This window comes from Burkholderia sp. BE12 (assembly GCF_002959955.1).
In the GTDB taxonomy this organism is placed as follows: Bacteria; Pseudomonadota; Gammaproteobacteria; order Burkholderiales; family Burkholderiaceae; genus Burkholderia.
On the sequence record NZ_PREY01000010.1, the window covers coordinates 1 to 21,879 of the forward strand.

18 protein-coding genes are annotated in these 21,879 nt (G+C 68.7%); 9 read left to right on the forward strand and 9 right to left on the reverse strand.

Features of this window, described 5'->3' with window-relative positions; translation table 11 throughout:
* The first annotated feature begins 506 nt into the window (after positions 1-506).
* From C4B30_RS12885 to C4B30_RS12895, 3 genes are read left to right on the forward strand one after another with little or no spacing between them, the layout of a single operon-like run.
* Positions 507-875: a response regulator gene (locus C4B30_RS12885; protein WP_011548759.1), complete on the forward strand. Its 369-nt coding sequence runs from the start codon at positions 507-509 to the stop codon at positions 873-875.
* Positions 868-1,494: a chemotaxis protein CheC gene (locus tag C4B30_RS12890; RefSeq protein ID WP_027781796.1), complete on the forward strand. Its 627-nt coding sequence runs from the start codon at positions 868-870 to the stop codon at positions 1,492-1,494. The genes C4B30_RS12885 and C4B30_RS12890 overlap by 8 nt, the downstream gene beginning before the upstream one ends.
* Positions 1,491-2,429, forward strand: a complete 939-nt coding sequence (locus C4B30_RS12895; RefSeq protein ID WP_027781795.1) for a GGDEF domain-containing protein — start codon at positions 1,491-1,493, stop codon at positions 2,427-2,429. The genes C4B30_RS12890 and C4B30_RS12895 overlap by 4 nt, the downstream gene beginning before the upstream one ends.
* Before the next feature lie 18 nt (positions 2,430-2,447).
* Here the strand turns inward: C4B30_RS12895 and C4B30_RS12900 are convergent, their stop codons facing one another.
* On the reverse strand, positions 2,448-3,332 hold the full coding sequence (locus C4B30_RS12900; RefSeq protein ID WP_105132580.1) for an alpha/beta fold hydrolase: 885 nt from the start codon (positions 3,330-3,332) through the stop codon (positions 2,448-2,450).
* A gap of 190 nt (positions 3,333-3,522) precedes the next feature.
* Here C4B30_RS12900 and C4B30_RS12905 point away from each other — a divergent pair, with 190 nt between their 5' ends.
* The 5 genes from C4B30_RS12905 (at position 3,523) to C4B30_RS12930 (ending at position 8,925) form a co-directional block, all read left to right on the forward strand.
* Positions 3,523-3,855, forward strand: a complete 333-nt coding sequence (locus C4B30_RS12905) for a hypothetical protein (protein WP_027781793.1) — start codon at positions 3,523-3,525, stop codon at positions 3,853-3,855.
* A 258-nt stretch (positions 3,856-4,113) separates the two neighbouring features.
* Positions 4,114-4,962 carry a presqualene diphosphate synthase HpnD gene (gene hpnD, locus C4B30_RS12915; RefSeq protein WP_105132582.1) on the forward strand — a complete coding sequence of 283 codons (849 nt, stop codon included), beginning with the start codon at positions 4,114-4,116 and terminating at the stop codon, positions 4,960-4,962.
* A 12-nt stretch (positions 4,963-4,974) separates the two neighbouring features.
* Complete coding sequence (gene hpnE / locus C4B30_RS12920) at positions 4,975-6,228, forward strand: hydroxysqualene dehydroxylase HpnE (protein ID WP_027781791.1); 1,254 nt, start codon at positions 4,975-4,977, stop codon at positions 6,226-6,228.
* 12 nt (positions 6,229-6,240) lie between these two features.
* On the forward strand, positions 6,241-8,214 hold the full coding sequence (shc, locus tag C4B30_RS12925) for a squalene--hopene cyclase (RefSeq protein WP_027781790.1): 1,974 nt from the start codon (positions 6,241-6,243) through the stop codon (positions 8,212-8,214).
* A gap of 54 nt (positions 8,215-8,268) precedes the next feature.
* The gene (locus C4B30_RS12930) at positions 8,269-8,925 is read left to right on the forward strand and encodes a phosphorylase (protein ID WP_051421306.1); all 657 of its coding nucleotides are present in this window, start codon (positions 8,269-8,271) and stop codon (positions 8,923-8,925) included.
* Between the two features lie 114 nt (positions 8,926-9,039).
* Here the strand turns inward: C4B30_RS12930 and C4B30_RS12935 are convergent, their stop codons facing one another.
* Positions 9,040-10,044 (reverse strand): MlaA family lipoprotein, encoded by a 1,005-nt coding sequence (locus tag C4B30_RS12935; protein ID WP_027781788.1) that lies wholly within the window; start codon positions 10,042-10,044, stop codon positions 9,040-9,042.
* Positions 10,037-12,670 (reverse strand): MMPL family transporter, encoded by a 2,634-nt coding sequence (locus C4B30_RS12940; RefSeq protein WP_027781787.1) that lies wholly within the window; start codon positions 12,668-12,670, stop codon positions 10,037-10,039. Before C4B30_RS12940 ends, C4B30_RS12935 begins: the two co-directional genes overlap by 8 nt.
* A gap of 326 nt (positions 12,671-12,996) precedes the next feature.
* Here C4B30_RS12940 and C4B30_RS12945 point away from each other — a divergent pair, with 326 nt between their 5' ends.
* Entirely contained in the window at positions 12,997-13,593 is a 597-nt protein-coding gene (locus tag C4B30_RS12945; RefSeq protein WP_027781786.1) for an MlaC/ttg2D family ABC transporter substrate-binding protein, read from the forward strand.
* 87 nt (positions 13,594-13,680) lie between these two features.
* Here the strand turns inward: C4B30_RS12945 and C4B30_RS12950 are convergent, their stop codons facing one another.
* From C4B30_RS12950 to glcF, 6 genes are all read right to left on the reverse strand, one after another.
* Positions 13,681-14,325: a response regulator gene (locus tag C4B30_RS12950; RefSeq protein ID WP_027781785.1), complete on the reverse strand. Its 645-nt coding sequence runs from the start codon at positions 14,323-14,325 to the stop codon at positions 13,681-13,683.
* Positions 14,326-14,356: 31 nt separating this feature from the next.
* Positions 14,357-15,742, reverse strand: a complete 1,386-nt coding sequence (locus C4B30_RS12955) for a cache domain-containing protein (protein ID WP_027781784.1) — start codon at positions 15,740-15,742, stop codon at positions 14,357-14,359.
* Positions 15,743-15,886: 144 nt separating this feature from the next.
* A complete protein-coding gene (locus tag C4B30_RS12960; RefSeq protein ID WP_027781783.1) occupies positions 15,887-17,452 on the reverse strand; it encodes a sensor domain-containing diguanylate cyclase in 1,566 nt (521 codons plus the stop codon).
* A gap of 541 nt (positions 17,453-17,993) precedes the next feature.
* Positions 17,994-20,168, reverse strand: a complete 2,175-nt coding sequence (locus tag C4B30_RS12965; protein ID WP_027781782.1) for a malate synthase G — start codon at positions 20,166-20,168, stop codon at positions 17,994-17,996.
* 39 nt (positions 20,169-20,207) lie between these two features.
* Positions 20,208-20,612 carry a GlcG/HbpS family heme-binding protein gene (locus C4B30_RS12970; RefSeq protein ID WP_027781781.1) on the reverse strand — a complete coding sequence of 135 codons (405 nt, stop codon included), beginning with the start codon at positions 20,610-20,612 and terminating at the stop codon, positions 20,208-20,210.
* Positions 20,613-20,634: 22 nt separating this feature from the next.
* Positions 20,635-21,855, reverse strand: coding sequence for a glycolate oxidase subunit GlcF (glcF, locus tag C4B30_RS12975; RefSeq protein ID WP_027781780.1), 1,221 nt, complete (start codon positions 21,853-21,855; stop codon positions 20,635-20,637).
* Between the last annotated feature and the right edge of the window lie 24 nt (positions 21,856-21,879).

Below are 21,879 nucleotides of genomic sequence, written 5' to 3' on the forward strand. Positions count from 1 at the left end.
GGCTTGGGGGGCGTCAGGCCGTTCGGACGTCATCGAGGAATACGGGGTGAAGCAGAGGTGCCTGCCATCATAAACGAGTTGCGGCGGCCCGCCGTGCGGCGCCGTACGCACGCGATTCCGTCGAATCCAGCCGACGGAAACCGTCAGATTGAAAACGCGACGAATCCGGCAGCGCAAACGTACACAAGGAAAAATTTTGCGTACTTATCTCGAAAATGGTCGCGACTGTTTTCGGAATGGCCCGCGATCGAATCGATTCTGTTCGAAATGGTGAAAATGGCGAGTTGCATCGCCTCCGGTTTACTCCGAGAATCGCGCCTTGCTTTCCCTATGACAGATACATGCGCCCGCCGGCGATTGCCGCGCGGTGCGTCGCGCGCACCTGCGTCGCGGCGCCCGTGCGCGGCTGCAAGGCGGTTGCCCCGCGCCCGAAACGCATGGCACTAAAGAAATGCGCCGCGCGGTCGTTAACGCGAGAGAGACCATTCCGTATACAGCATCGCCCCATGCCTTTGCCGATTGTAATTGCCGACGATTCGCTGCTCGCTCGCAAACTTCTGACAAAGGCGCTGCCGGGAGATTGGGACGTTGACGTCGCGTATGCAGCGAATGGTCGCGAGGCCTTGGCGCTCTATCGTGACGGCAAAGCTTCCGTGATGTTTCTGGACCTGACGATGCCCGACATGAGCGGATATCAGGTCCTGGAAACACTGCGCCACGAAGATCTGAACACGTTCGTGATCGTGGTATCCGCCGATATCCAGCCGCAGGCGCAAGCACGCGTGCGCGAATTGGGCGCGATCGCATTCGTTGCCAAGCCCGTGACGTCGGAGGCATTGCTGCCCATTCTCAAGGAGTATGGGTTGTATGCCTGAATCGGTGTTCACGGCGGAGCAACGCGACGCGTTGCAGGAAATCGCCAACCTTGCAATGGGCCGCGCCGCCGCGCGGCTTGCGTTGCTGCTCGGGCACTTCATCGAGCTGTCGGTGCCGCGCGTGCGCGTCGTGAAAGCGGCCGACGCGGGCGACGCGATGCGCGAGATGACGGGTATCCACGACAACGTGACCGCCGTGCGCCAGGGCTTCCGTTCCGACATCAAGGGCGAGGCGATCGTGCTGTGCCGCACGGCCGGCGTCGCGCGGCTCATGTCGGTCGTCGACCGCACGTTCGGCGACGGCGTGTACGCCGGGATGGCGACGCCGGACGAGCTCGTGTTCGACGTCGCTAACGTGCTGATGGGCGCCTGCGTCGCGTCGATCCTCGACGAGCTCGGCCGCAAGCCCGTGTTCTTTCCGCCGGGGCTGCTCGGCGCGAACGTGTCGTTCGACGACGTCTTCCAGCCGAACGAACTGGGGTGGAGCGTCGCGCTGCTGCTCGAGGTGAACTTCGGGCTCGAGGACCACACGTTCCGCGCGCATTTCGTGATGTTGATGGCCGAGGACTCGATCCGGCTGATGGGCGACGCGCTCGACGCGTTGCTGTCCGCGCTATGACGGCCGCCGCTCCGTCGCTGAGCGACCTCGTGATCGAGCGGGTCGGCTTCGGCCTGTTCGTGCTCGACCGTTCGATGACCGTACTGATGTGGAACCGCTTCATGCAGGACCACAGCGGCATCCCGGCCGCCGACGTGATCGGCCGCAACCTGTTCGACCGCTTTCCGGACCTGCCGCGCGCGTGGCTGTCGCGCAAGCTCGAGAGCGTGTTTCAGCTCGGCAGCTTCGCGTTCAGCTCGTGGGAGCAGCGGCCCTACCTGTTCCGCTTCGAGCACGACCGGCCGATCACGGGCGGCGTCGACTACATGCAGCAGGACTGCACGTTCATGCCGCTCACGCGCGGCCGCGACGTCGAGGCCGTGTGCGTGACGATCTCGGACGTCACGCATGTGAGCGTGATGCAAAGAGAGCGCGAGGAAGCGGTCGCGAAGCTGCGCGAACACGCGAATCGCGACGGGCTGACCGGCATCGCGAACCGGCGCTTCTTCGAGGCGCGCCTCGGCGACGAATTCTCGCGCTGGCAGCGCTACGGCGGCGACCTGTCGGTGCTGCTGTTCGATCTCGACCACTTCAAGACGATCAACGACCGCTTCGGGCATGCGGCCGGCGACGCGGTGCTGCGCGAGACGGCGCGCCGGGTCGCGTCGATCGTGCGCGCGCAGGATACGTTCGGCCGTTTCGGCGGCGAGGAATTCGCGCTGCTGCTGCCGTGCACGAATCTCGACGAGGCGATGCGGGTGGCCGACAAGGTGCGCGAGGCGATCGGCAGCGTGCCGGTCGATGCCGAAGGCGTCAGCGTGCCGGTCACGGCGAGCGTCGGCGGCGCGTGCGCGAAAGCCGGCGCGCTGACCTGCGACGTGCTCGTCAACGAGGCCGACGCCGCGCTCTATCGTGCGAAGCGGCTCGGGCGCGATCGGTCGGTCGCGTCCGACTGACCGACCGCGCCGCCGCGTTCAGCTTTTCGCGATGTCGGCGAGCACGCCGGCCAGCACGGCCGGCTGCGACACGAACGGCGAGTGGCTGCTGTCGAGCTGATGCACGTGGGTCGGGTTGCCGGGCGCGAGCGCGTCGGCTTCGTCGATGAAGCGCTGCTGCAGCGCGGGCAGGATCACGCGATCCTGCAGGCACTTGATGTAGTGACGGTCGATCGCGCCCCAGCGTGCGGCGGTCGTCGGGATCGCGGTCGCGAACGGCGTGGCCGGCACGTCGCAGCTCATCAGGTTGGCGACCGCGTCGAAGTCGGCCTGCGGCACGTCTTCATACAGCGCGCGCTTCATCAGTTCGCGATAGGCGGCGTCGCCGCTGTGCGGATCGATGCGCAGCGCACCGGCCACGCGCGGGCTCGCGAGCATCAGCGGGCCGAGCAGCTCGCCCTTGTTTTCCGGCGCGCGCACGTAGTCGAGGCCCGGCACGCCCGACGCGGGCATGAAGGCCGCGAGATAGACGAGCTTCGCGATCTTCTCCGGCGCGCGTTCGGCGGCCGCCGTGATCGCAAGGCCGCCCATGCTGTGCCCGACCAGCACGACCTTGCCGCGGCCGAGCGCGTACGCGTCGTCGACGGCCTGCATCACCTGCGTCGCGTAGTCGTCGAGCGTCGTGTTCGCGACCGGCGACGGCTCGGCGCCGAACGCGTCCTTGTCGAGCGGCCGGGCGAGATACGACGCGGGAAAGCGGGCATGGATGCCATGCGCGGGCAGGTCGCGCGCGATCGACAGGTAGCCGCGCGCGGCGAGCGCGGCCGCCACGTGCGCGTAGCACCACGCGCCATGCCACGCGCCGTGCACGAGCACGAAAACGGGATGATCCGGCTGCGGGGTGGCGGTGTCGTTCGTCTCCATGGTGTCCGTATTTTTTTCGAGAAAGGTGTCATCTTAGACGAACCCGCCGGCCGCGAGACGCGATCGCGCCGCGCGTTTCTCGACCTGCAACGAACGGCCCCTTTGTGTCGCGCAGGCCACATTTCGTCCGGATCCGATTTGAATTTGTGCCGAAGCGCGCTAATTTGTTGTTTTGCCTGCGATTGCGTCCATGAACGTCGACTATCTCTTCTACCGGAAGCCGAATAAACCCGGCCCCTATTCGCTCGACGACCTGGGCGACGTCGCGCCGCCGATCGGCCCGGGCGCCCAGGTGCGCGCGGGCATCGCGCGCGTGTTCGAACAGATCGACTGGCAGGAATCGCCCGACGTGCCGGGCGCGTGGTTCGGTACGGGCGGCGCGGTTTTCCAGTTCACCGCCGAGCCCGACGGCCGCGTGACGAGCTTCATGGGCTCGCGCCTCGAGCGCCGCTCGATGCTGCAGCTCACGCGCGAAATGGGGCTCATCGCGCTCGATCTGCAGCGCGACATCGTCTACGGCTGACGCGCTTTCGGGCGGCCGTGCGCGCAGGCCGGCCGTATCAGCCTCCCGGTGGCGCCCGATGCCCCGCCGCACATGGCGCGTGTCCGCCATCGAACTTCAAAGATTGCTATACTTTCGCCCAATTCCGGCTTCCGGCCGGTAATTTGTGCCTGTCTGCGTCGATCGTTCGCATATCTCGCACGCATTTGACGCCCTGACCATCCCAGCCGGGCATGGCTTCTTCAATCGCCCCGCGTGGGTGTCTCCGTGGAGCTCGTCTTGGCCGTTTCCCATTCCGTCGTGGACGAACAAGAAACCGACGCCGCTGCCGTCACATCGGGCAGCTCCTTCTATCTGGCGATGCGCATCCTGCCGGCCGCGCAGCGCGAGGCGATGTTCCAGGTCTACGCGTTTTGCCGCGCGGTCGACGACATCGCCGACAGCGACCTGCCGCGCGCCGAGCGTAACGCGGGCCTCGATCGCTGGCGCGCGGACATCGACGCATGCTTCGCCGGCCGCCCGCCGCGCCACCTGGCCGCGCTCGATCGCGAGATCCGCGCGTTCGACCTGCAGCGCGCCGATTTCCACGCGATGATCGACGGGATGGCGATGGACGCGGCGGAAGACATCTGCGCGCCCGACGAGCCGACGCTCGACCTCTTCTGCGATCGCGTGGCGAGCGCGGCCGGCCGGCTGTCGGTGAGGATTTTCGGGATGCCGGAAGCCGAAGGGATCACGCTGTCGCACCACCTCGGCCGCGCGCTGCAACTGACGAACATCCTGCGCGACATCGACGACGACGCGGCGATCAACCGGTGCTACCTGCCGCGCGAACTGCTCGCGCGCGAAGGCATCGCGATTACCGATCCCGCGACGATCGTGCGCGATCCGGCGCTGCCGCGCGTGTGCGCGACGCTCGTCGAGCGCGCGCTCGAGCACTTCCGTCAGGCCGACGCGGTGATGGACACCTGCCCGCGTGCGCAGGTGAAGGCGCCGCGCATCATGTCGGGCGCGTATCGCTGCATTCTCGAGGCCGCGATCGCACGCGGCTTTGCCGCGCCGCGCGCGCCGCTGCGTAAGCCGAAGGCGCGCATGCTGATGATCGCCGCGCGCTACGCGCTGTTCTGAGTCACCGACGCGATGCCCAGAACCGTCCACGTGATCGGCGCAGGACTCGCGGGCCTGTCGGCCGCGGTCGAGCTGCAACGCCGCGGGCGGCGCATCGTGCTGCACGACGCGCACGCACACGCGGGCGGCCGCTGCCGCTCGTGGTTCGACGGGACGCTGAACACGACGCTCGACAGCGGGCTGCACACGGTTTTCGCGGGACAGCCCGCGACGCAGCGCTACCTGCGCGCGATCGGCGCGGCCGATCAGCTCGCGGGGCCCGCGCTGGCTGAATTCCCGGTCGTGGACGTCGCGTCGCAGCAGCGCTGGACGCTGCGTTTCGGCAACGGCCGCTGGCCGTCGTGGCTGTTCGATGCCGCGTCGCGCGCGCCGGGCACGACGCCGCTCGACTACCTCGCGCTCGCCCCGCTCGCGTTCGCGCGCACGGGCCGCTCGCTCGCGCAGACGATGCGATGCGACGGCGTGCTGTGGGATCGCTGGCTGCGACCGTTTTTCCTCGGGGTGCTGAACATCGAGCCGCGCCATGCGAGCGCCGAGCTCGCGCGCGCCGCGCTGTGCGGCACGTTTGCCGCGGGCGGCCCCGGTTGCCGTCCGCTCGTCGCGCGCCGCGGGCTCGGCAGCGCGTTCGTCGAACCGGCGCTGCGGATGCTGCAGTACGGCGGCGCGCAGATCTGCCTGAATTCGCGGCTCGACGCGTTCGAATTCGGCGCGCACGGCAATGCGGTGGATGCGGTGTCGGTCGGCGGCGAGCGCATCGATCTCGCGCCGGGCGACGCGGTCGTGCTGGCCGTGCCGCCCGAAGTCGCGCAGCCGCTCGTGCCCGAACTCGTCGCGCCCGACACGTTCAGCGCGGTCGCCACCGCGTATTTCGCGGTCGAAAAGCCGGCCGGCGCTCCGCTGCAGACGAGCGTCGTCAACGGCGTCGTCGATGCGGTGCGGACCGGCGACGGTCTGCTCGCGGCGACGATCCGCGATGCGGGCCGCTGGCTCGACATGCCGCGCGACACGCTCGCGCGGCGCATCTGGGAAGACGTCGCGCGCGTGAGCGGCGCGAACCCGGAAACCATCCCCGCGTGGCAGCTCGTGGTCGAGCCGCGCGCGGGCTTTGCGGCGGTGCCGTCGCAGGAAATGAAACGTCCGGCCGTGCGTACGCGCTGGACCAATCTTGTACTCGCGGGCGACTGGATTGCCACCGGTTTGCCCGCCACGATCGAGGGCGCGATCCGTTCCGGCCAGCTGGCCGCGGACGTGCTCCAGACGCAATAAAGAGAGGGACCGATGAACGATCTCACCGAAATGGCTACCTTGTCCGCCGGCGCCGTGCCGGCCGACGTCGACGCGGCTGTCGCGCGTGCGACCGACGCGCTGCTGGCCGCGCAGCAACCGGATGGACACTGGGTCTACGAACTCGAAGCCGATTCGACGATTCCCGCCGAATACGTGTTGCTCGTCCACTATCTTGGCGAGACGCCGAACCTCGAGCTCGAACAGAAGATCGGCAAGTATCTGCGCCGCATCCAGCAGGCCGACGGCGGCTGGCCGCTGTTCACCGATGGCGCGCCGAACATCAGCGCGAGCGTGAAGGCGTATTTCGCGCTGAAGGTGATCGGCGACGACGAGAACGCCGAGCACATGCAGCGCGCGCGCAAGGCCATCCATGCGATGGGCGGCGCCGAGATGTCGAACGTGTTCACGCGCATCCAGCTCGCGCTGTACGGTGCGATTCCGTGGCGCGCGGTGCCGATGATGCCGGTCGAGATCATGCTGCTGCCGCAGTGGTTCCCGTTCCATCTGTCGAAGGTGTCGTACTGGGCGCGCACCGTGATCGTGCCGCTGCTGGTGCTGAACGCGAAGCGTCCGCTCGCGAAGAACCCGCGCGGCGTGCGCATCGACGAGCTGTTCATCGATCCGCCCGTCAACGCCGGGCTGCTGCCGCGCCAGGGGCACCAGAGCGCCGGCTGGTTCGCGTTCTTCCGCGTGGTCGACCATGCGCTGCGCGCGGTCGACGGCCTGTTCCCGAGCTATACGCGCGAACGCGCGATCCGTCAGGCCGTGTCGTTCGTCGACGAGCGCCTGAACGGCGAGGATGGCCTCGGCGCGATCTATCCGGCGATGGCCAACGCGGTGATGATGTACGACGTGCTCGGCTATGCGGAAGACCATCCGAACCGCGCGCTCGCGCGCAAGTCGGTCGAGAAGCTGCTCGTCGTGCACGACGACGAAGCGTATTGCCAGCCGTGCCTGTCGCCGGTCTGGGACACGTCGCTCGCCGCGCATGCGTTGCTCGAAACCGGCGATGCGCGTGCGGAGGCCGCCGTGCTGCGCGGCCTCGAATGGCTGCGCCCGCTGCAGATTCTCGACGTGCGCGGCGACTGGATCTCGCGCCGCCCGAACGTTCGGCCCGGCGGCTGGGCGTTCCAGTACGCGAACGCGCACTACCCGGACGTCGACGATACGGCCGTGGTGGTGATGGCGATGGATCGCGCGCAGAAGCTCACGCAGTCGGACACGTACCGCGAATCGATGGCGCGTGCGCGCGAATGGGTCGTCGGCATGCAAAGCAGCGACGGCGGCTGGGGCGCGTTCGAACCGGAAAACACGCAGTACTACCTGAACAACATTCCGTTCTCCGATCACGGCGCGCTGCTCGATCCGCCGACGGCCGACGTATCGGGCCGCTGCCTGTCGATGCTGTCGCAGCTCGGCGAGACGCCGCTGAACAGCGAGCCGGCGCGCCGCGCGCTCGATTACATGCTGAAGGAACAGGAGCCGGACGGCAGCTGGTACGGCCGCTGGGGGATGAACTACGTGTACGGCACGTGGACCGCGCTGTGCTCGCTGAACGCGGCCGGCCTGACGCCGGACGATCCGCGCATGAAGCGCGGTGCGCAGTGGCTGCTGTCGATCCAGAACAAGGACGGCGGCTGGGGCGAGGACGGCGACAGCTACAAGCTGAACTACCGCGGATTCGAGCAGGCGCCGAGCACGGCGTCGCAGACGGCCTGGGCGCTGCTCGGCCTGATGGCGGCAGGCGAAGTGAACAACCCGGCCGTGGCGCGCGGGGTCGACTACCTGGTCGCGCAGCAGAACGAAGAAGGTCTGTGGGACGAGACGCGCTTCACGGCGACGGGCTTTCCGCGCGTGTTCTACCTGCGCTACCACGGCTATCGCAAGTTCTTCCCGCTGTGGGCGCTCGCGCGCTATCGCAGCCTGAAGCGCGCGAACGCGACACGCGTCACGGTCGGGATGTAACGCGTGGGCCTGTCACGGCACAACGGCGCATTGCCCGTCATCGCGGTGACGGGGATGGCGTTCGAGGCGCGCATCGCGCGCGGCGACGGCGTCGAGGCCGTGTTCGCCGCGCGGGCCGACCGGCTCGAGCGCGCGCTGATCGATGCGACCGCGCGCGGTTGTGCGGGCATCGTCAGCTTCGGCACCGCGGGCGGGCTCGCGCCGGATCTGGCGCCCGGCGCGCTCGTGATCGCGAGCGCGATCGACGGGCCGTTCGGCCACGTGGAGACCGATGCGGGCTGGAGCACGCGGCTCGTCGCCGCGCTGCACGACACGCCGGTGTGGGCGCGCGTCACGCGCGGCACGATCGCGGCCGTCGGGGCGCCGGTCGTCAGCGAACAGGACAAGGCGTCGCTGCATCACGCGAAGGGCGCCCTGGCCGTCGACATGGAGTCGCACATCGCCGCCGCCTTCGCGGCCGCGCGCGGCGTGCCGTTCGCCGTGTGCCGCGCGATCGTCGATCCGGCGTGGCGCACGCTGCCGCGTGCGGCAACGGCCGGCCTGCGCGACGACGGCAGCACGGCGATCCTGCCGATCCTGCGCGAACTGCTGAAGCAGCCGTCGCAGCTCGGCCCGCTGCTGCAGGTCGCCAGCGACGCGCGCGCGGCGCGCACGACCCTGATCCAGGCGCGGCACGCGTTCGAGCGGGCGGGCGCGATGCGGATCGTCTGAGCGGCACGCGCCGCTGCCCCTCTCCCCGCTTTCCGGTTCGCCGTTTCGCGCGGACAAAAAAAGAGCGCTGCATGATGCAGCGCTCTTTGCTTTTGCGCGGCCGCCGTTGCGGCGTTACTGCGCGGCCGGGCTGCTCGCGGGCAGCGTCGGCATCGCCGGCGCGATCGGCGCGCCGTTGGCGGCCGGCGCCGTCGTCGCTCCGGCCGAAGCGGCAGCCGGTGCGGCAGCCGGTGCGCTCGCGGGCATCGCGTTGTCCGCACCCGGATCGTCGTACTGCGGCAATCCCGGCGCGGCGGGTGCGTTGTTCGGCGCGGCGCCCGATGCGCCGCCCGCGTCGCCCGGATCCTCGTAGTTCGGCAGCCCCGGCACGCCCGGCGCGGCCGCCGGCACGGCACCCGATTCACCCGGTTCGTTGTAGCTCGGCAGCGCGGCCGACGCCGACTGGCTCCGGTACGTCAACGACTTGCGCTGCTGCAGATACGCGTCGCGCACGAACGAATACGGATCGAGCGCGGCCTGCTTCAGCAGGTCGGTCGCGCCGAGCAGGTCCGAGCGCGCGCTGATGAACTGCGCGATGTACATCGGATTGCGCGCGGCCGGCTCGATGTAGTTCAGCAGGTTGAAGCGCACGTCCACCGCGCGGCCGACGCCGTCGCGAATCGTGCTCGGCCCGAACACGGGCAGCACGAGGTACGGGCCCGACGGCATGCCCCAGCGCGCCATCGTCAGCCCGAAATCCTGGTGATGCTTCGGCAGCCCGGCCGGCGTCGCGATGTCGATCAGGCCGGCGACGCCGAACAGCGAGTTCATCGCCACGCGCATCAGATCCTGCGTCGCATCGGTGATGCGCAACTGCAGCAGGTTGTTCGCCATGTTGCCGAGATCGCCGAGGTTCGAGAAGAAGTTGCTGATCGCGGTGCGCACCGGCGTCGGCGTGATCTTCTGGTAACCCTTCGCGATCGGCACCGCGATGTTCGAATCGACCGTGTCGTTGAACTTGTACATCGCCCGGTTCATCGGCTCGAGCGGGTCGTTGGGATTGCGGTTCGGTCCCGTCGCGCAGCCGGTCAGCATCGCGCTGGCGGCGACGGTCGCCGCAATGATTCGCACCTTATTCATTGATTCCTTGCGATTGGTTCTTGGCGCGTTTGACGCGCGGTTTGCCCATCAGGACGGGCTGGAACACCACGGCGCCGATCAGCGTACAGGTCAGGGCCAGCGCGAGCAGCTTGCCCATGCTCGAGGTGCCCGGATGGTGCGACAGCCACAGGCTGCCGAAGGCGGTCGCCGTCGTCGCGGCGCTGAACAGCACGGCGTGCGTGAGGCTCGAATGCAGCAGCCCCGTCTGCCCCGCGCGCCACGCCATCACGAAATACACCTTGAACGCGACGCCGACGCCGAGCATCAGCGGCAGCGCGATGATGTTCGCGAAGTTCAGCGACATGCCGAGCACGACGCACATCTCGAGCGTCACGATGCCCGACACGAGCAGCGGCACCAGCGTGCGCAGCACGTCGCCGAAGCGGCGCAGCGTGACCCACAGCAGGATCGTGATCGCGATGATCGACCACAGCGCCGCGTGCAGGAACGCGTTGATGATCGTGTCGGCCGAATGCAGGATCGAGATCGGCCCGCCGGTCGCGCCCGGTTCCGCGGCCTTCACGGCCTTGGCGAAACGGCGCAGCATCGTGTCGTCGTTCGGGTCGACGCCCTTCGGCACCTTCGGCGAGATCTGCACGAGCGCGTGGCCGTCCGGCGCGACCCAGTCGCGCACGACTGGCGGCGGCAGCGATTCGCGCGTGATGTCCTGCGGCTGCAGCAGCGACGCGAGCTGGTTGAGCGCGATGCGCAGCGTATCGGAGAACGCACGTTCGGCACGGTCGCGCGTCGCGCTGTCGGCGGCGGCGAGCTTCGCGAGCGATGCGGACAGGTGCTGCGCAGCCGCGGCGCCCGGGCCGGGGTGATCTTCGGCCGCATAGCTCAGCAGGTCGGACACGCGCTTGAGCGCGGCCACGCGTTGCGCGTCGGTCGCGGCCGGCGCGGCCGGCTGCGTCAGCGCGGGCAGCAGCTCGCTCGCGGCCGCGGCGATCGCCGCGCGCTTGGCCGGCTGGTCGGCGGGGATGAAGGTCGACAGCGTGGTCGTGCGGCCGACTTCGGGCAGCGCGTCGAGGCGCTTCGCGGCCGCATCGGCTTGCGCGAGCGACGGCGCGAGCAGCGTGACGTCGTTGACGGCGGCTTCCGGCGAATCCTTCAGCGCGAGCAGCGTCGCCATCGATTCGCTGTGCGGGTCCTTCAGGTGCAGCGGGTTGAAGTCGAAATGCAGGAACGCGAGCAGTGGCAGCCCGCCGATCACGACCGCGAGCGTGCCGATCAGGATCGGCTTGCGATGGCGATCGAGGTAATCGTCGACCGGCGCGAGCCACGGAAAGCCCGGCGTCTTCGATTCGCCCGGCGGCGCGAACAGGCGCAGCAACGCCGGCAGCAGCGTGAGCGTGGTCAGCAGTGCGACGAACATCCCGACGCCCGCGATCAGGCCGAGCTCGGATACGCCGCGATAGGCGGTGGGGATGAACGAGAAGAAGCTCGCCGCGACGGCCGCGGTGGCCAGCGCGAGCGGCATGCCCATCGAGTGCGCGGCGCCGATCAGCGCGTGATCGATGCGCGAGTCGCGGAAGCGTTCCTCGCGGTATTTCACGCCGTACTGGATCGAGAAGTCGACGCCGAGGCCGACGAACAGCACCATGAACGCAACCGAGATCATGTTCAGCGAGCCGACCATTGCGAGGCCGAGCGCGGCCGTCACGACGAGGCCGACGAACAGCGTGACGAGCACCGAGCCGATCATCCGCTTCGAGCGCAGCGCAAGCCACAGGATGACGAGCACGGCGAGCAGCGTGAGCGCGCCGTTGAGCGCGGCACCGTCTTCGACCGACGCGAATTCGTCGTCGGCGAGCGGTTGTTCGCCGGTCAGGCGCACGGCCGCGCCGTAGCGCTTTTCGAGGTCGAGCGAACGGGCCGCGTCGCGGATCACCTGGCTCGTTGCCGCGCCGGCCTTCAGCGCGCCGTAGTTGACCACCGGCTGCACGGTGACGAACGCGCGCGCGGGCTGCCGCGCGGCATCGTTGTCGACCAGCGCGCGCCACGAGAACGCGGCCGGCTTGCCGGCCAGCACGTCGTCGACCGTCGCCGCGCTGCGCGCGAGCAGCTTCGCCATCGCGGGCAGCTTCACCTGGCCGGTCAGGAGCGGCTGGCCGAGCGTGGTGGACAGCGTGGTGGCGAGCCCGGTGAGGCTCGGGTTCTTCGCGAGTTCATTGACGAGCGGGCGCGCGCTCGCGAGTTGCGCGGTCGTATCGGAGACGTCCTGCGTCGACAGGAACAGCAGCCCGTTGTGCTCGAAGAACGGCCCGCCGCCCGGTTCGGCGACCTGGCCGATGCGGCCGGCGTCGGCGTCCTTCTGCAGCGCTTCGGTCAGCGCATGCGCGGCGGCGGTCGCGAATTCAGGCGCGGGCGCCTCGACGACCGCGAGGATCGTGCCGTTGCGTTGCGGGAACGCCTTGTCGACGGCCTGCCCGAGCGCGGCCCATTGAGGCTCCGCATCGACGAGCTTGCTGATGTCGGTGTTGATCTTGAAATGCTGCGCGACGTAGACGCCGCTGAAGGCGGCGATTACGAGCGACAGGACGACGACCCAGACGGGGCGGCGCACCGACCACGCAACGAGTCGGACGATGAGAGATGTCACCATGTGGCGGTGGGGAGCGGCTGGCTAGGGCAAAGTAGCCAAGTATACCGGCGCGGCGTGGCGACGGTCGTGACGTCGCGGAGATTCGGGGCGGGAAGGATATTTGCTCCGAGCGTTGCAATCGGATCGCGCGGCCGGTTCATTTGTATGGGGATATTTACATAATCCGCGCGCCGATGCGTCGGCGCCCCGCTGCGCGCCTGTGACAAACGCCGCTGAAAGGTAACAGTCGGTCACCGGGCGGCAATGCGGCGTCGGGGCCGGTATACTTTGCTCCACCGGCGGATGCAAAGTGCCGGCCGTTTTTTTCCATCGAGTGCGAAATTCGTATGAAACGTCATCTGTTTGCTTTCGTCGCGGCGGCCGCCGTGTCGGTTTCCGCTTTCGCGCAGAGCGCGCCGGTCGATATCGTCCGCACCGCGGTCGAGGGCACCGTCAATGCGATGAAGGCCGATCCGGCCGCGCGTGGCGGTGACATGGCGAAGGTCACGCAGGTCGTCGAGCAGCGCTTCCTGCCCGCGACCAACTTCGAGCGCACGACCCGCATCGCGGTGGGCGACGCGTGGAAGCAGGCCACGCCGCAACAGCAGCAGGAGCTGTACAAGCAGTTCCGGTTGCTGATGACGCGCACCTACGCCGCGTCGCTCGCGCAGCTCGGCAACCAGGACGCGAAGTTCTCGTTCAAGGCCGGCGGCGCGTCGGGCGCCGACGCGCTCGTCCAGTCGACGGTGACGACGCCGGGCGACAGCCAGTCGGTCGGCTATCGTCTCGGCAAGGTCGGCAACGACTGGAAGATCTACGACATCGACATGTCGGGTGCGTGGCTGATCCAGGTCTACCAGGGCCAGTTCAAGAGCCAGCTCGCGACGGGCGGGATCGACGGGCTGATCGCGTATCTGCAGAAGCACAATTCGCGGACGAACTGAGCGCCGCTGCGCGGGGTCCGGATGCATGGAAGGCGCCCTCGGGCGCCTTTTTTCATGGCGGCGCGTGGACTGCGCACGCGTTCGCGCCTACCGCCGTCGATGCTCGACCGCGAACTTGATCAGCTCGGCCTGCCCTTCGATCTCCAGCTTGCGTTTCAGGTTGAGTCGGTGCGTCTCGACCGTGCGCACCGACAGCCCCGTCTGTTGCGCGATCTGCTTGCTCGACAGCCCTTCGGCAAGCGCGTCGAGAATATCGCGTTCGCGCGGCGTCAACCGGTCCAGCGGCGACGCGGTCGCGCTGGCCTGGATCATCCGCGCGGCCAGCCCTTCGCTGAAGAACGTCTGCCCGGCCAGCACCGCGCCGATCGCACGGACGATCTCGCTCGCGGGCGAATCCTTCAGCAGGTAGCCGCTCGCGCCGGCGCGCACCGCCTGCGTCACGTACTCGACGTTGTCGTGCATCGACAGCATCAGCACGCGAATGCCCGGAAAACGCTCATGGAACACGCCGGCGAGCGTGATGCCGTTCATGCCGTTCATCCCGACGTCCATCAGCGCGAGATCGGGTTCGAGCGATGCGGCGAGCGCGAGCGCCTCGTCCGCGTTGCCGGCTTCGCCGACCACCGACAGGTCGGCCGCTTCGAGCCGCATCCGCAAGCCGTCGCGCACGAGCGGGTGATCGTCGACGAGCAGCAGTCGGGCGGCGGGCCGGGCGGTGTCGGGGGTGCTCATGGGCAAAGGTCTCGGGTTGGGGGGCGCGTGTTCAGGCGGCGGCGCGCCGCAGCGGCACGCGCGCGGCCACGACGGTGTGGCCGACCTGCGACGTGATCGACAGCGTGCCGCCGAGCGCGTCGAGGCGCTCGCGCATGTTGCGCAGGCCGATGCCGCGGCGTGCGTCGGCCTGCGAGCGTTCGGCGTCGAAGCCGCAGCCGTTGTCGGCGATCGTCAGCGTGACGGCTTGCGCGCCGACGTCGAGCGTGACGGCCGCGCGCGACGCCCGGGCATGATGCACGATGTTGCTCAGCGCTTCCTGCGCGATCCGGAACAGCGCGGTATTGACGGCTTCGGGCAGCGGCCGCGTGCCGCTGTGCGCGACCTGCGTATAGCCGATGTCGACGCCGCTTTCGGCGCCCAGCTCGCGCACGAGTTGCTCGAGCGCGGCCGCGAGGCCGAGATCGTCGAGCATCGACGGACGCAGCGCATGCGAGATGCGCCGGACTTCGCGCAGCGTGTCGCCGAGCCGCCCGACGCCCGACGCGAGCGCCTGCTCGGCTTCGGGCACGCGCGACGTGCCGCGTTCGAAGCGCGCGAGCGCGGATTCGAGCATCAGCTTCGCGGACACCATCATCTGGCTGATCCCGTCGTGCAGTTCGCGCGACAGCCGCGCGCGCTCCTGCTCCTGCGACTCGACGACGCGTTGCGCGAGCAGCTTGAGCTTCGCGTCGGCGCTGCGCGACTCGCTGACGTTCAGCACCAGCGCGCATACGGCGATCGCCGCCGCGCCGGTGAGCGCGATCGCGGTGAGCCAGCTCATCGTGCGCTCGATGTTCGCGGACGCCCGTGCGTCGATGCGCTGCAGCGCGTTGTCGACGTCGTCGAGATAGATGCCGGTGCCGACCATCCAGCCCCAGCGCTCGAGCGCGACGACGTAGCCGAGCTTCGGCGCGACGCGGCCCGTCGACGGCCGCTGCCATGCATAGCGCACGTAGCCGCCGCCCTGCGACGCCGCGCCGATCAGCTTCTGGATGGTCAGCGCGCCTTGCGGGTCGCGCATCGACCAGAAGTTGTGGCCGACGCGCTCGGGCTCGCGCGGATGCATCAGCGAATTGCCGTGCAGGTCGTAGACGAAGAAATAGCCGTCGGGCCCGAAATCCATCTTCTGCAGCACCGCGAGCGCCTGCGTGCGCAGCAGCGCGTCGTCGCGCCCATTGCGGCCGCTCGCGTCGTAGATCGGCATGATCGCGCTCGTCGCGAGCTCGACGTAGTGTTTCAGCTCGACTTCCTTGCTCGACAGGTATGCGGCCTGGATCGTCGCGTGCTGCGTGCGTGCGAGCGACGTCGCCTGCTGGCGCACGCCGAAGCCGATGCCGGCGATCGCGAGCAGGAACGGCACGATGGCCAGAAGGAAGATCTTTGCCTTGAGTCTCATGGTGGTGCGAAACGGTGCGGCCGGCCAGGTGCGGCCGGCGAGGTGCGGCCGGCCGCATCGGCCGTGCGGCGGCGCGGCGGCGTATCGAGCCGACATTGTCGGCGATTTTGCATGCGGCCGGCGGCCGCCCCGCTGCCCGTACGCTCAGGCCCGCCGCGATTGGAGATCGTCGACCGGCGTGGCCGCCTGCACGACGATGCGGTTGCGCCCGCCTTCCTTCGCCCGATACAGCGCATCGTCGGCCCGCTTCAGCGCGGCCTGGATGTTGTCGTCGAGTTCGGGATAGCTGGTCGTCACGCCGATGCTCACCGTGAGGCGGCCGACCGTGCCGGCGTCGTGCCGGATGCCGAGATCGAGGACGCCCGCACGGATCGTTTCGGCGATCGTCACCGCGCCGTCCGTGTCGATGTCCGGCAGCACCACGACGAATTCCTCGCCGCCGTAGCGCGCCGCATAGTCGGCCGGGCGGCGCAGGCAACCGGCGATGCAATGGCCGACCGCGGCGAGTGCGTCGTCGCCGGCCTGATGGCCCTGCGTGTCGTTGTAGCGCTTGAAGTAATCGACGTCGATGAACAGCAGCGACAGCGCATGTTGCGAGCGCGCGGCGCGGCGCCATTCGCGCGCCAGCGTGACGTCGAGCATCCGGCGGTTGTCGAGGCCCGTCAGGCCGTCGGTGCGCGCGAGCGCCTGCAGCTCGGTTTCCGCGCGATGGCGCTTGCGCAACTGCACGTCGAGCAGCAGCGACAGGCCGACGAAGCCGATCGCGAGCACGGCCATCGCGGAGCCGATCGGGATCGCGCGGTCGTACCACGCGGCGTAGGTGTCCGTTTCCGAGCGCGCGACCATGACGATGAGCGGCAGGCTGTCGAGGTGCCGGAACACGTACAGGCGCCGCACGCCGTCGATCGACGCGGTATCGGCGAAGCTGCCTTCGCTGGCGGTCATGAATTGCCGGAACGTGCTCGCGCGGCTGATATCCCGGCCGACGGTTTTGGGGTCGTACGGCTCGCGCGCGAGCATCAGGCCGTGCGTGTTGATCAGCGCAACCGAGCCGCGATCGCCGAGCGACAGGCGCGAGAACAGGTTCTGGAAATATTCGAGCCGGATCGACATGACCGCAACGCCGCCGAACGAGCCGTCGGGCCGCGTGATCCGCCGGCTGAGCGCGATGCTCGGCGAGCCGCCGCGCAGGCGCGAATGATACGGATCGCTGACGTACAGGCCGACGTCGGGATGATCACGGTGCACGGTGAAGTACGGCTCGTTGGCGAAGTTGGCCTTGCGCGGCACGTCGCTCTTGCCGTCGACCTCGATGTCGCCCTTTGCGTCGAGCACGTAGATGCCGCCGAGGTACTTGGCCGTCGTCGCGCGATCGAACAGCACCTGGCGGCGCAGCGACATCGGCAACGCGACGACTGCGGGGTCGTTCATGCCTTCGACGACGGCCTGCAGCGACAGCGAATAGATCTCGATGTTGCGTTCGATGTCCCACGACGCCATCAGCGCGAGATTCTGCTGCATGCTGCGCGAGCGGTCGCGTGCGTCGATGCGGCCTTCGTACAGCACGATCCCGCACAGGAGCAGCAGGATCAGCGCGATCAGCAGCCCCGCATAGAAGATCAGGTGCGGCAGCAGGAACCGGCGCAGATGAGCGGCGACACGGCTCGTCAGGCCGGATTCGCTGGGCATTGCGTAGTCGGTTTCTGCCATGGTCGGTGGATCGGGGGCATCGCCGCCGTGCCGCGGGCCGATGCGATTGTTCGTATAACTACCGGTGGCGATCCGGTGCGCAGCCCTTCCCGTGCACGCGTTGCGTTCAGCGGAGAAAACGGGCTCGGGTTATCGACAAGCGCGGCCAGATAAACCGATGAAGCCTGTATTCACAGGTAACTTCTGCTGCAATTCGACGATCTGACGAATCGCGCGACGCGAATGCCACGGAGTATAACGCGCGTGTTTGCGTGTGCGGAAAATGTTGCAAACCGTTGATCGGGGTCAAATTATCGTGTAATCCCGGGCTTGCCAATATCGGGCGAAGCGTTACGGCGAAAGGCTTTGCGGGGCGGTGGCAGGATCGCACGGTATACGGCGGCGGATACCGGCGAATCGACGGCGGCTGGGCGTCGCACGCGAAAGCGCGCGATATGCACCGATTATCGGTTTCAACGGTCGGATAAACGTGAATATGAAAACGGGCAGCCGCAATGGCCGCCCGTTTCACGGCATGCGGGGCGCGCCCGCATGCGCAGCTTCATGCGCCGTGCCGTTGCGCCTTGAACGCGAGCCGGAACCGATGCAGCAGCGGCTCGGTATAGCCGCTCGGCTGCGACGTGCCTTGCAGCGCGAGCGCGCAAGCGGCCTGGAACGCGGTCGACTGGTCGTAGCCGGGCGCCATCGGGCGATAGTTCGGGTCGCCGGCGTTCTGCTGGTCGACGACGCGGGCCATCCGCTTGAACACGTCGAGCACGAACGCCTCGGTGATCACGCCGTGGCGCAGCCAGTTCGCGATGTGCTGGCTCGAAATGCGCAGCGTCGCGCGATCTTCCATCAGGCCGACGTCGTGGATGTCCGGCACCTTCGAGCAGCCGACGCCCTGTTCGACCCAGCGCACGACGTAGCCGAGTATGCCCTGCGCGTTGTTCTCGACCTCGCTCAGGATCTCGGCCTCGCTCCACGCGGCGCGCTCGACGACTGGCACGGTCAGCAGCCCTTCGAGCAGCGCGTCGCGCTCGCTCGCGTACGGCGTCTTCTCGAGTTCCTGCTGGACGGCCTGCACGTCGACGAGGTGGTAGTGCAGCGCGTGCAGCGTCGCGGCGGTCGGCGACGGCACCCATGCGGTGTTCGCGCCGGCGCGCGGATGCGCGATCTTCTGCTCGAGCATCGCGTGCATCAGGTCCGGCATCGCCCACATGCCCTTGCCGATCTGCGCGCGGCCGCGCAGGCCGGCCGACAGGCCCGCGAGCACGTTGTTGCGCTCGTACGACTGGATCCACGCCGACGACTTCATGTCGCCCTTGCGGATCATCGGGCCCGCTTCCATCGCAGTGTGCATCTCGTCGCCGGTGCGGTCGAGGAAGCCGGTGTTGATGAACGCGACGCGCGCGGCAGCGGAGGCGATACACGCGGCGAGGTTCACGCTGGTGCGGCGCTCCTCGTCCATGATGCCCATCTTCAGCGTGTTGCGCGGCAGGCCGAGCAGATCTTCGATGCGCGCGAACAGCGTGTCGGCGAACGCGACTTCGGCCGGCCCGTGCATCTTCGGCTTCACGATGTAGATCGAGCCCGTGCGCGAATTGCGCTTGGCCTTCAGGTCGTGCAGCGCGCACAGCGTCGTGACGACGCCGTCGAGGATCCCTTCCGGGATTTCGTTGCCGTCGCGGTCGAGCACCGCGCCGTTGTTCATCAGGTGGCCGACGTTGCGCACGAACAGCAGCGAGCGGCCGTGCAGCGACAGCGTGCCGCCGGCCGGCGTCGTGTACTCGCGATCGGCGTTCAGGCGGCGCGTGAAGATCTTGCCGCCCTTCGCGACTTCCTCGACCAGCGTGCCCTGCATCAGGCCGAGCCAGTTGCGGTAGAGCTGGACCTTGTCGTCGGCGTCGACCGCCGCGACCGAATCCTCGCAGTCGATGATCGTGCTGACCGCGGCTTCGAGCACGACGTCCTTCACGTTCGCGAGATCGGCGCGGCCGATCGGCGTCGACGCATCGATCTGGATCTCGAGATGCAGGCCGTTGTGCTTCAGCAGGATCGCGGACGGCGCACCGGCCGCGCCCTGGTAGCCGACGAACTGCGCCGGCTGCGCGAGATGCACGACGCCCTTCGCGGTTTCGACCGCAAGCTGGCCGTCCTGCACGCGGTAGCGCAGCGCATCGCGGTGCGAGCCGCTCGCGAGCGGCGCCGCGTTGTCGAGCACGTTGCGCGCGTAGTCGATCACGCGCTGACCGCGCGTGGGGTTGTAGGCCGCGGTGCGTTCGGCGCCGCCGTCTTCCGGCAGCGCGTCGGTGCCGTACAGCGCGTCGTACAGGCTGCCCCAGCGCGCGTTCGCGGCGTTCAGCGCATAGCGCGCGTTCGACAGCGGCACGACGAGCTGCGGGCCGGCCTGCGTGGCGATCTCGCTGTCGACGTTCGCGGTGGCTGCCGCGACGTTCGACGGGACCGGCACGAGGTAGCCGATTCGTTCGAGGAATGCGCGATACGCGGCGTGGTCGCGTACCGGGCCGGGGTGCGCGCGATGCCACGCGTCGAGTTCCTGCTGCAGGCGGTCGCGTTCGGCGAGCAGCTCGCGGTTGCGCGGCGCGAGGTCGTGCACCAGGGCCGAGAAACCGCTCCAGAACGCGGCCTTGTCGATGCCGGTGCCCGGCAGCGCTTCGTTTTCAATGAACTGGCTCAGCGCTGGCGCGACTTGCAGTCCTGCTTGGTCGATCATCGTGAATCCTCCCGGGAAAAATGCGTGCGGCTTGGCTGGTTATTCCGCGACGCTTCGTGTGCCGGCGCGGGCGATCTGCGCGTCCTGTTCGGACTTTACGCCAGACACACCGATCGCGCCCGCTATCCGGCCGCCGACCGTGACCGGCACGCCGCCTTCGAGCAATCCCGTCAGCGGCGCGCTCAGAAACGCCGTGCGGCCACCGTTGATCATATCCTCATACGCCTTCGTCTCGCGACGGCCGAGCGCCGCCGCGCGGGCCTTGTCCTGCGCGATGGTGCTGCTGGCCGGCGATGCGCCGTTCAGCCGCGCGAACGCGAGCAGGTGGCCGCCGTCGTCGACGACGGCGATCGACACGGCCCAGCCGTGGCGTTCCGCTTCCGCGCGGGCGGCGGCGAGCATGCGCTCGGCATCGGCCAGTTCGAGTTCGGGTTTCGTTTGCATGGCTTTCCTCCGGAATCGGCGGTCAGTTGACCAGCCGGTTGTCGACGAGCTCGATCCAGTGGCGCACGGGCGTGCGGCCCGCGCCGTTCAGATGAGTCTGGCAGCCGACGTTGGCGGTGACAATCAGGTCCGGCTGCGCGGCTTCGAGCGCATCGAGCTTGTTGTCGCGCAGGGTCGTCGCGAGTTCGGGCTGCGTCAGCGAATAGGTGCCCGCCGAGCCGCAGCACAGATGGCCGTCGGCGACATTCGTCAGATCGAAGCCGAGCCGCGTCAGGATGCTTTCGACCGCGCCGCCGAGGCGCTGCGCGTGTTGCAGCGTGCACGGGCAGTGGACCGCGACGCGCCGTGGCGTCGCATCGATGAGCGCGTCGAGCGGCTCGGCCGCGATCACTTCGGCAAGATCGCGCGCGAGCGCGCTGACGCGCCGCGCCTTGTCCGCATAGACGGGGTCGGAGCGCAGCAGGTCGCCGTACTCCTTCACGAACGCGCCGCAGCCGCTCGCGGTCAGCACGATCGCTTCCGCACCGGCCTCGATCGCGGGCCACCACGCGTCGATGTTGCGGCGCGCGCGATGAAGGCCCGCGTCCTGCGCGTTCAGGTGGTATTCGGTCGCGCCGCAGCAGCCGGCTTCGCGCGCCGGGCTCACGCTGATGCCGAGCCGGTCGAGCACGCGCGCGGCGGCCGCATTGGTGTTCGGCGACAGCGACGGCTGCACGCAGCCTTCGAGCATCAGCACGCGTCGCACATGACGCACGGCCGGGCGCGGCGCGGCCGCGGGAACGGCGGCCGGGATCTTGTCCTGCAGCGTGCCGGGCAGCAGCGGTCGCAGCGCGCGGCCGACCTTCAGCAGCGCGGCGAACGTCGCCGGGCGCGGCACCACGTGACGCAACCCCGCGCGCAGCAGGCGCTCGCGCGCCGGCCGCTGCACGCGCTTCTCGGCTTCCGCGCGGCCGATGTCGAGCAGCGTGTGATAGCGCACGCCGGACGGGCAGGTCGTCTCGCAGTTGCGGCATGTCAGGCAGCGGTCGAGATGTTGCTGCGTGCGTTCGCCGCATGGCTCGCCTTCGAGCAGTTGCTTGATCAGGTAGATGCGCCCGCGCGGCCCGTCGAGCTCGTTGCCGACCACCTGGTAGGTCGGGCAGGTCGCATTGCAGAAGCCGCAGTGCACGCACGCGCGCAGGATCGCTTCCGCTTCGTCGGCCCGGGCGAGGGCCTTGCTTGCTTCGCTGAGATTGGTTTGCATCGGCGGATCGGGATCGGGTTCGCG

Coding starts and splice junctions, on each gene's coding strand:
- C4B30_RS12955 (WP_027781784.1), bottom strand. CDS start 15,742: ATGAGACTCAAGGCAAAGATCTTCCTTCTGGCCATCGTGCCGTTCCTG.
- C4B30_RS12935 (WP_027781788.1), bottom strand. CDS start 10,044: ATGAATAAGGTGCGAATCATTGCGGCGACCGTCGCCGCCAGCGCGATG.
- C4B30_RS12905 (WP_027781793.1), top strand. CDS start 3,523: ATGAACGTCGACTATCTCTTCTACCGGAAGCCGAATAAACCCGGCCCC.
- C4B30_RS12885 (WP_011548759.1), top strand. CDS start 507: ATGCCTTTGCCGATTGTAATTGCCGACGATTCGCTGCTCGCTCGCAAA.
- C4B30_RS12895 (WP_027781795.1), top strand. CDS start 1,491: ATGACGGCCGCCGCTCCGTCGCTGAGCGACCTCGTGATCGAGCGGGTC.
- C4B30_RS12950 (WP_027781785.1), bottom strand. CDS start 14,325: ATGAGCACCCCCGACACCGCCCGGCCCGCCGCCCGACTGCTGCTCGTC.
- hpnE (WP_027781791.1), top strand. CDS start 4,975: ATGCCCAGAACCGTCCACGTGATCGGCGCAGGACTCGCGGGCCTGTCG.
- C4B30_RS12930 (WP_051421306.1), top strand. CDS start 8,269: ATGGCGTTCGAGGCGCGCATCGCGCGCGGCGACGGCGTCGAGGCCGTG.
- C4B30_RS12970 (WP_027781781.1), bottom strand. CDS start 20,612: ATGCAAACGAAACCCGAACTCGAACTGGCCGATGCCGAGCGCATGCTC.
- shc (WP_027781790.1), top strand. CDS start 6,241: ATGAACGATCTCACCGAAATGGCTACCTTGTCCGCCGGCGCCGTGCCG.
- glcF (WP_027781780.1), bottom strand. CDS start 21,855: ATGCAAACCAATCTCAGCGAAGCAAGCAAGGCCCTCGCCCGGGCCGAC.
- C4B30_RS12965 (WP_027781782.1), bottom strand. CDS start 20,168: ATGATCGACCAAGCAGGACTGCAAGTCGCGCCAGCGCTGAGCCAGTTC.
- C4B30_RS12960 (WP_027781783.1), bottom strand. CDS start 17,452: ATGGCAGAAACCGACTACGCAATGCCCAGCGAATCCGGCCTGACGAGC.
- C4B30_RS12940 (WP_027781787.1), bottom strand. CDS start 12,670: ATGGTGACATCTCTCATCGTCCGACTCGTTGCGTGGTCGGTGCGCCGC.
- C4B30_RS12945 (WP_027781786.1), top strand. CDS start 12,997: ATGAAACGTCATCTGTTTGCTTTCGTCGCGGCGGCCGCCGTGTCGGTT.
- C4B30_RS12890 (WP_027781796.1), top strand. CDS start 868: ATGCCTGAATCGGTGTTCACGGCGGAGCAACGCGACGCGTTGCAGGAA.
- C4B30_RS12900 (WP_105132580.1), bottom strand. CDS start 3,332: ATGGAGACGAACGACACCGCCACCCCGCAGCCGGATCATCCCGTTTTC.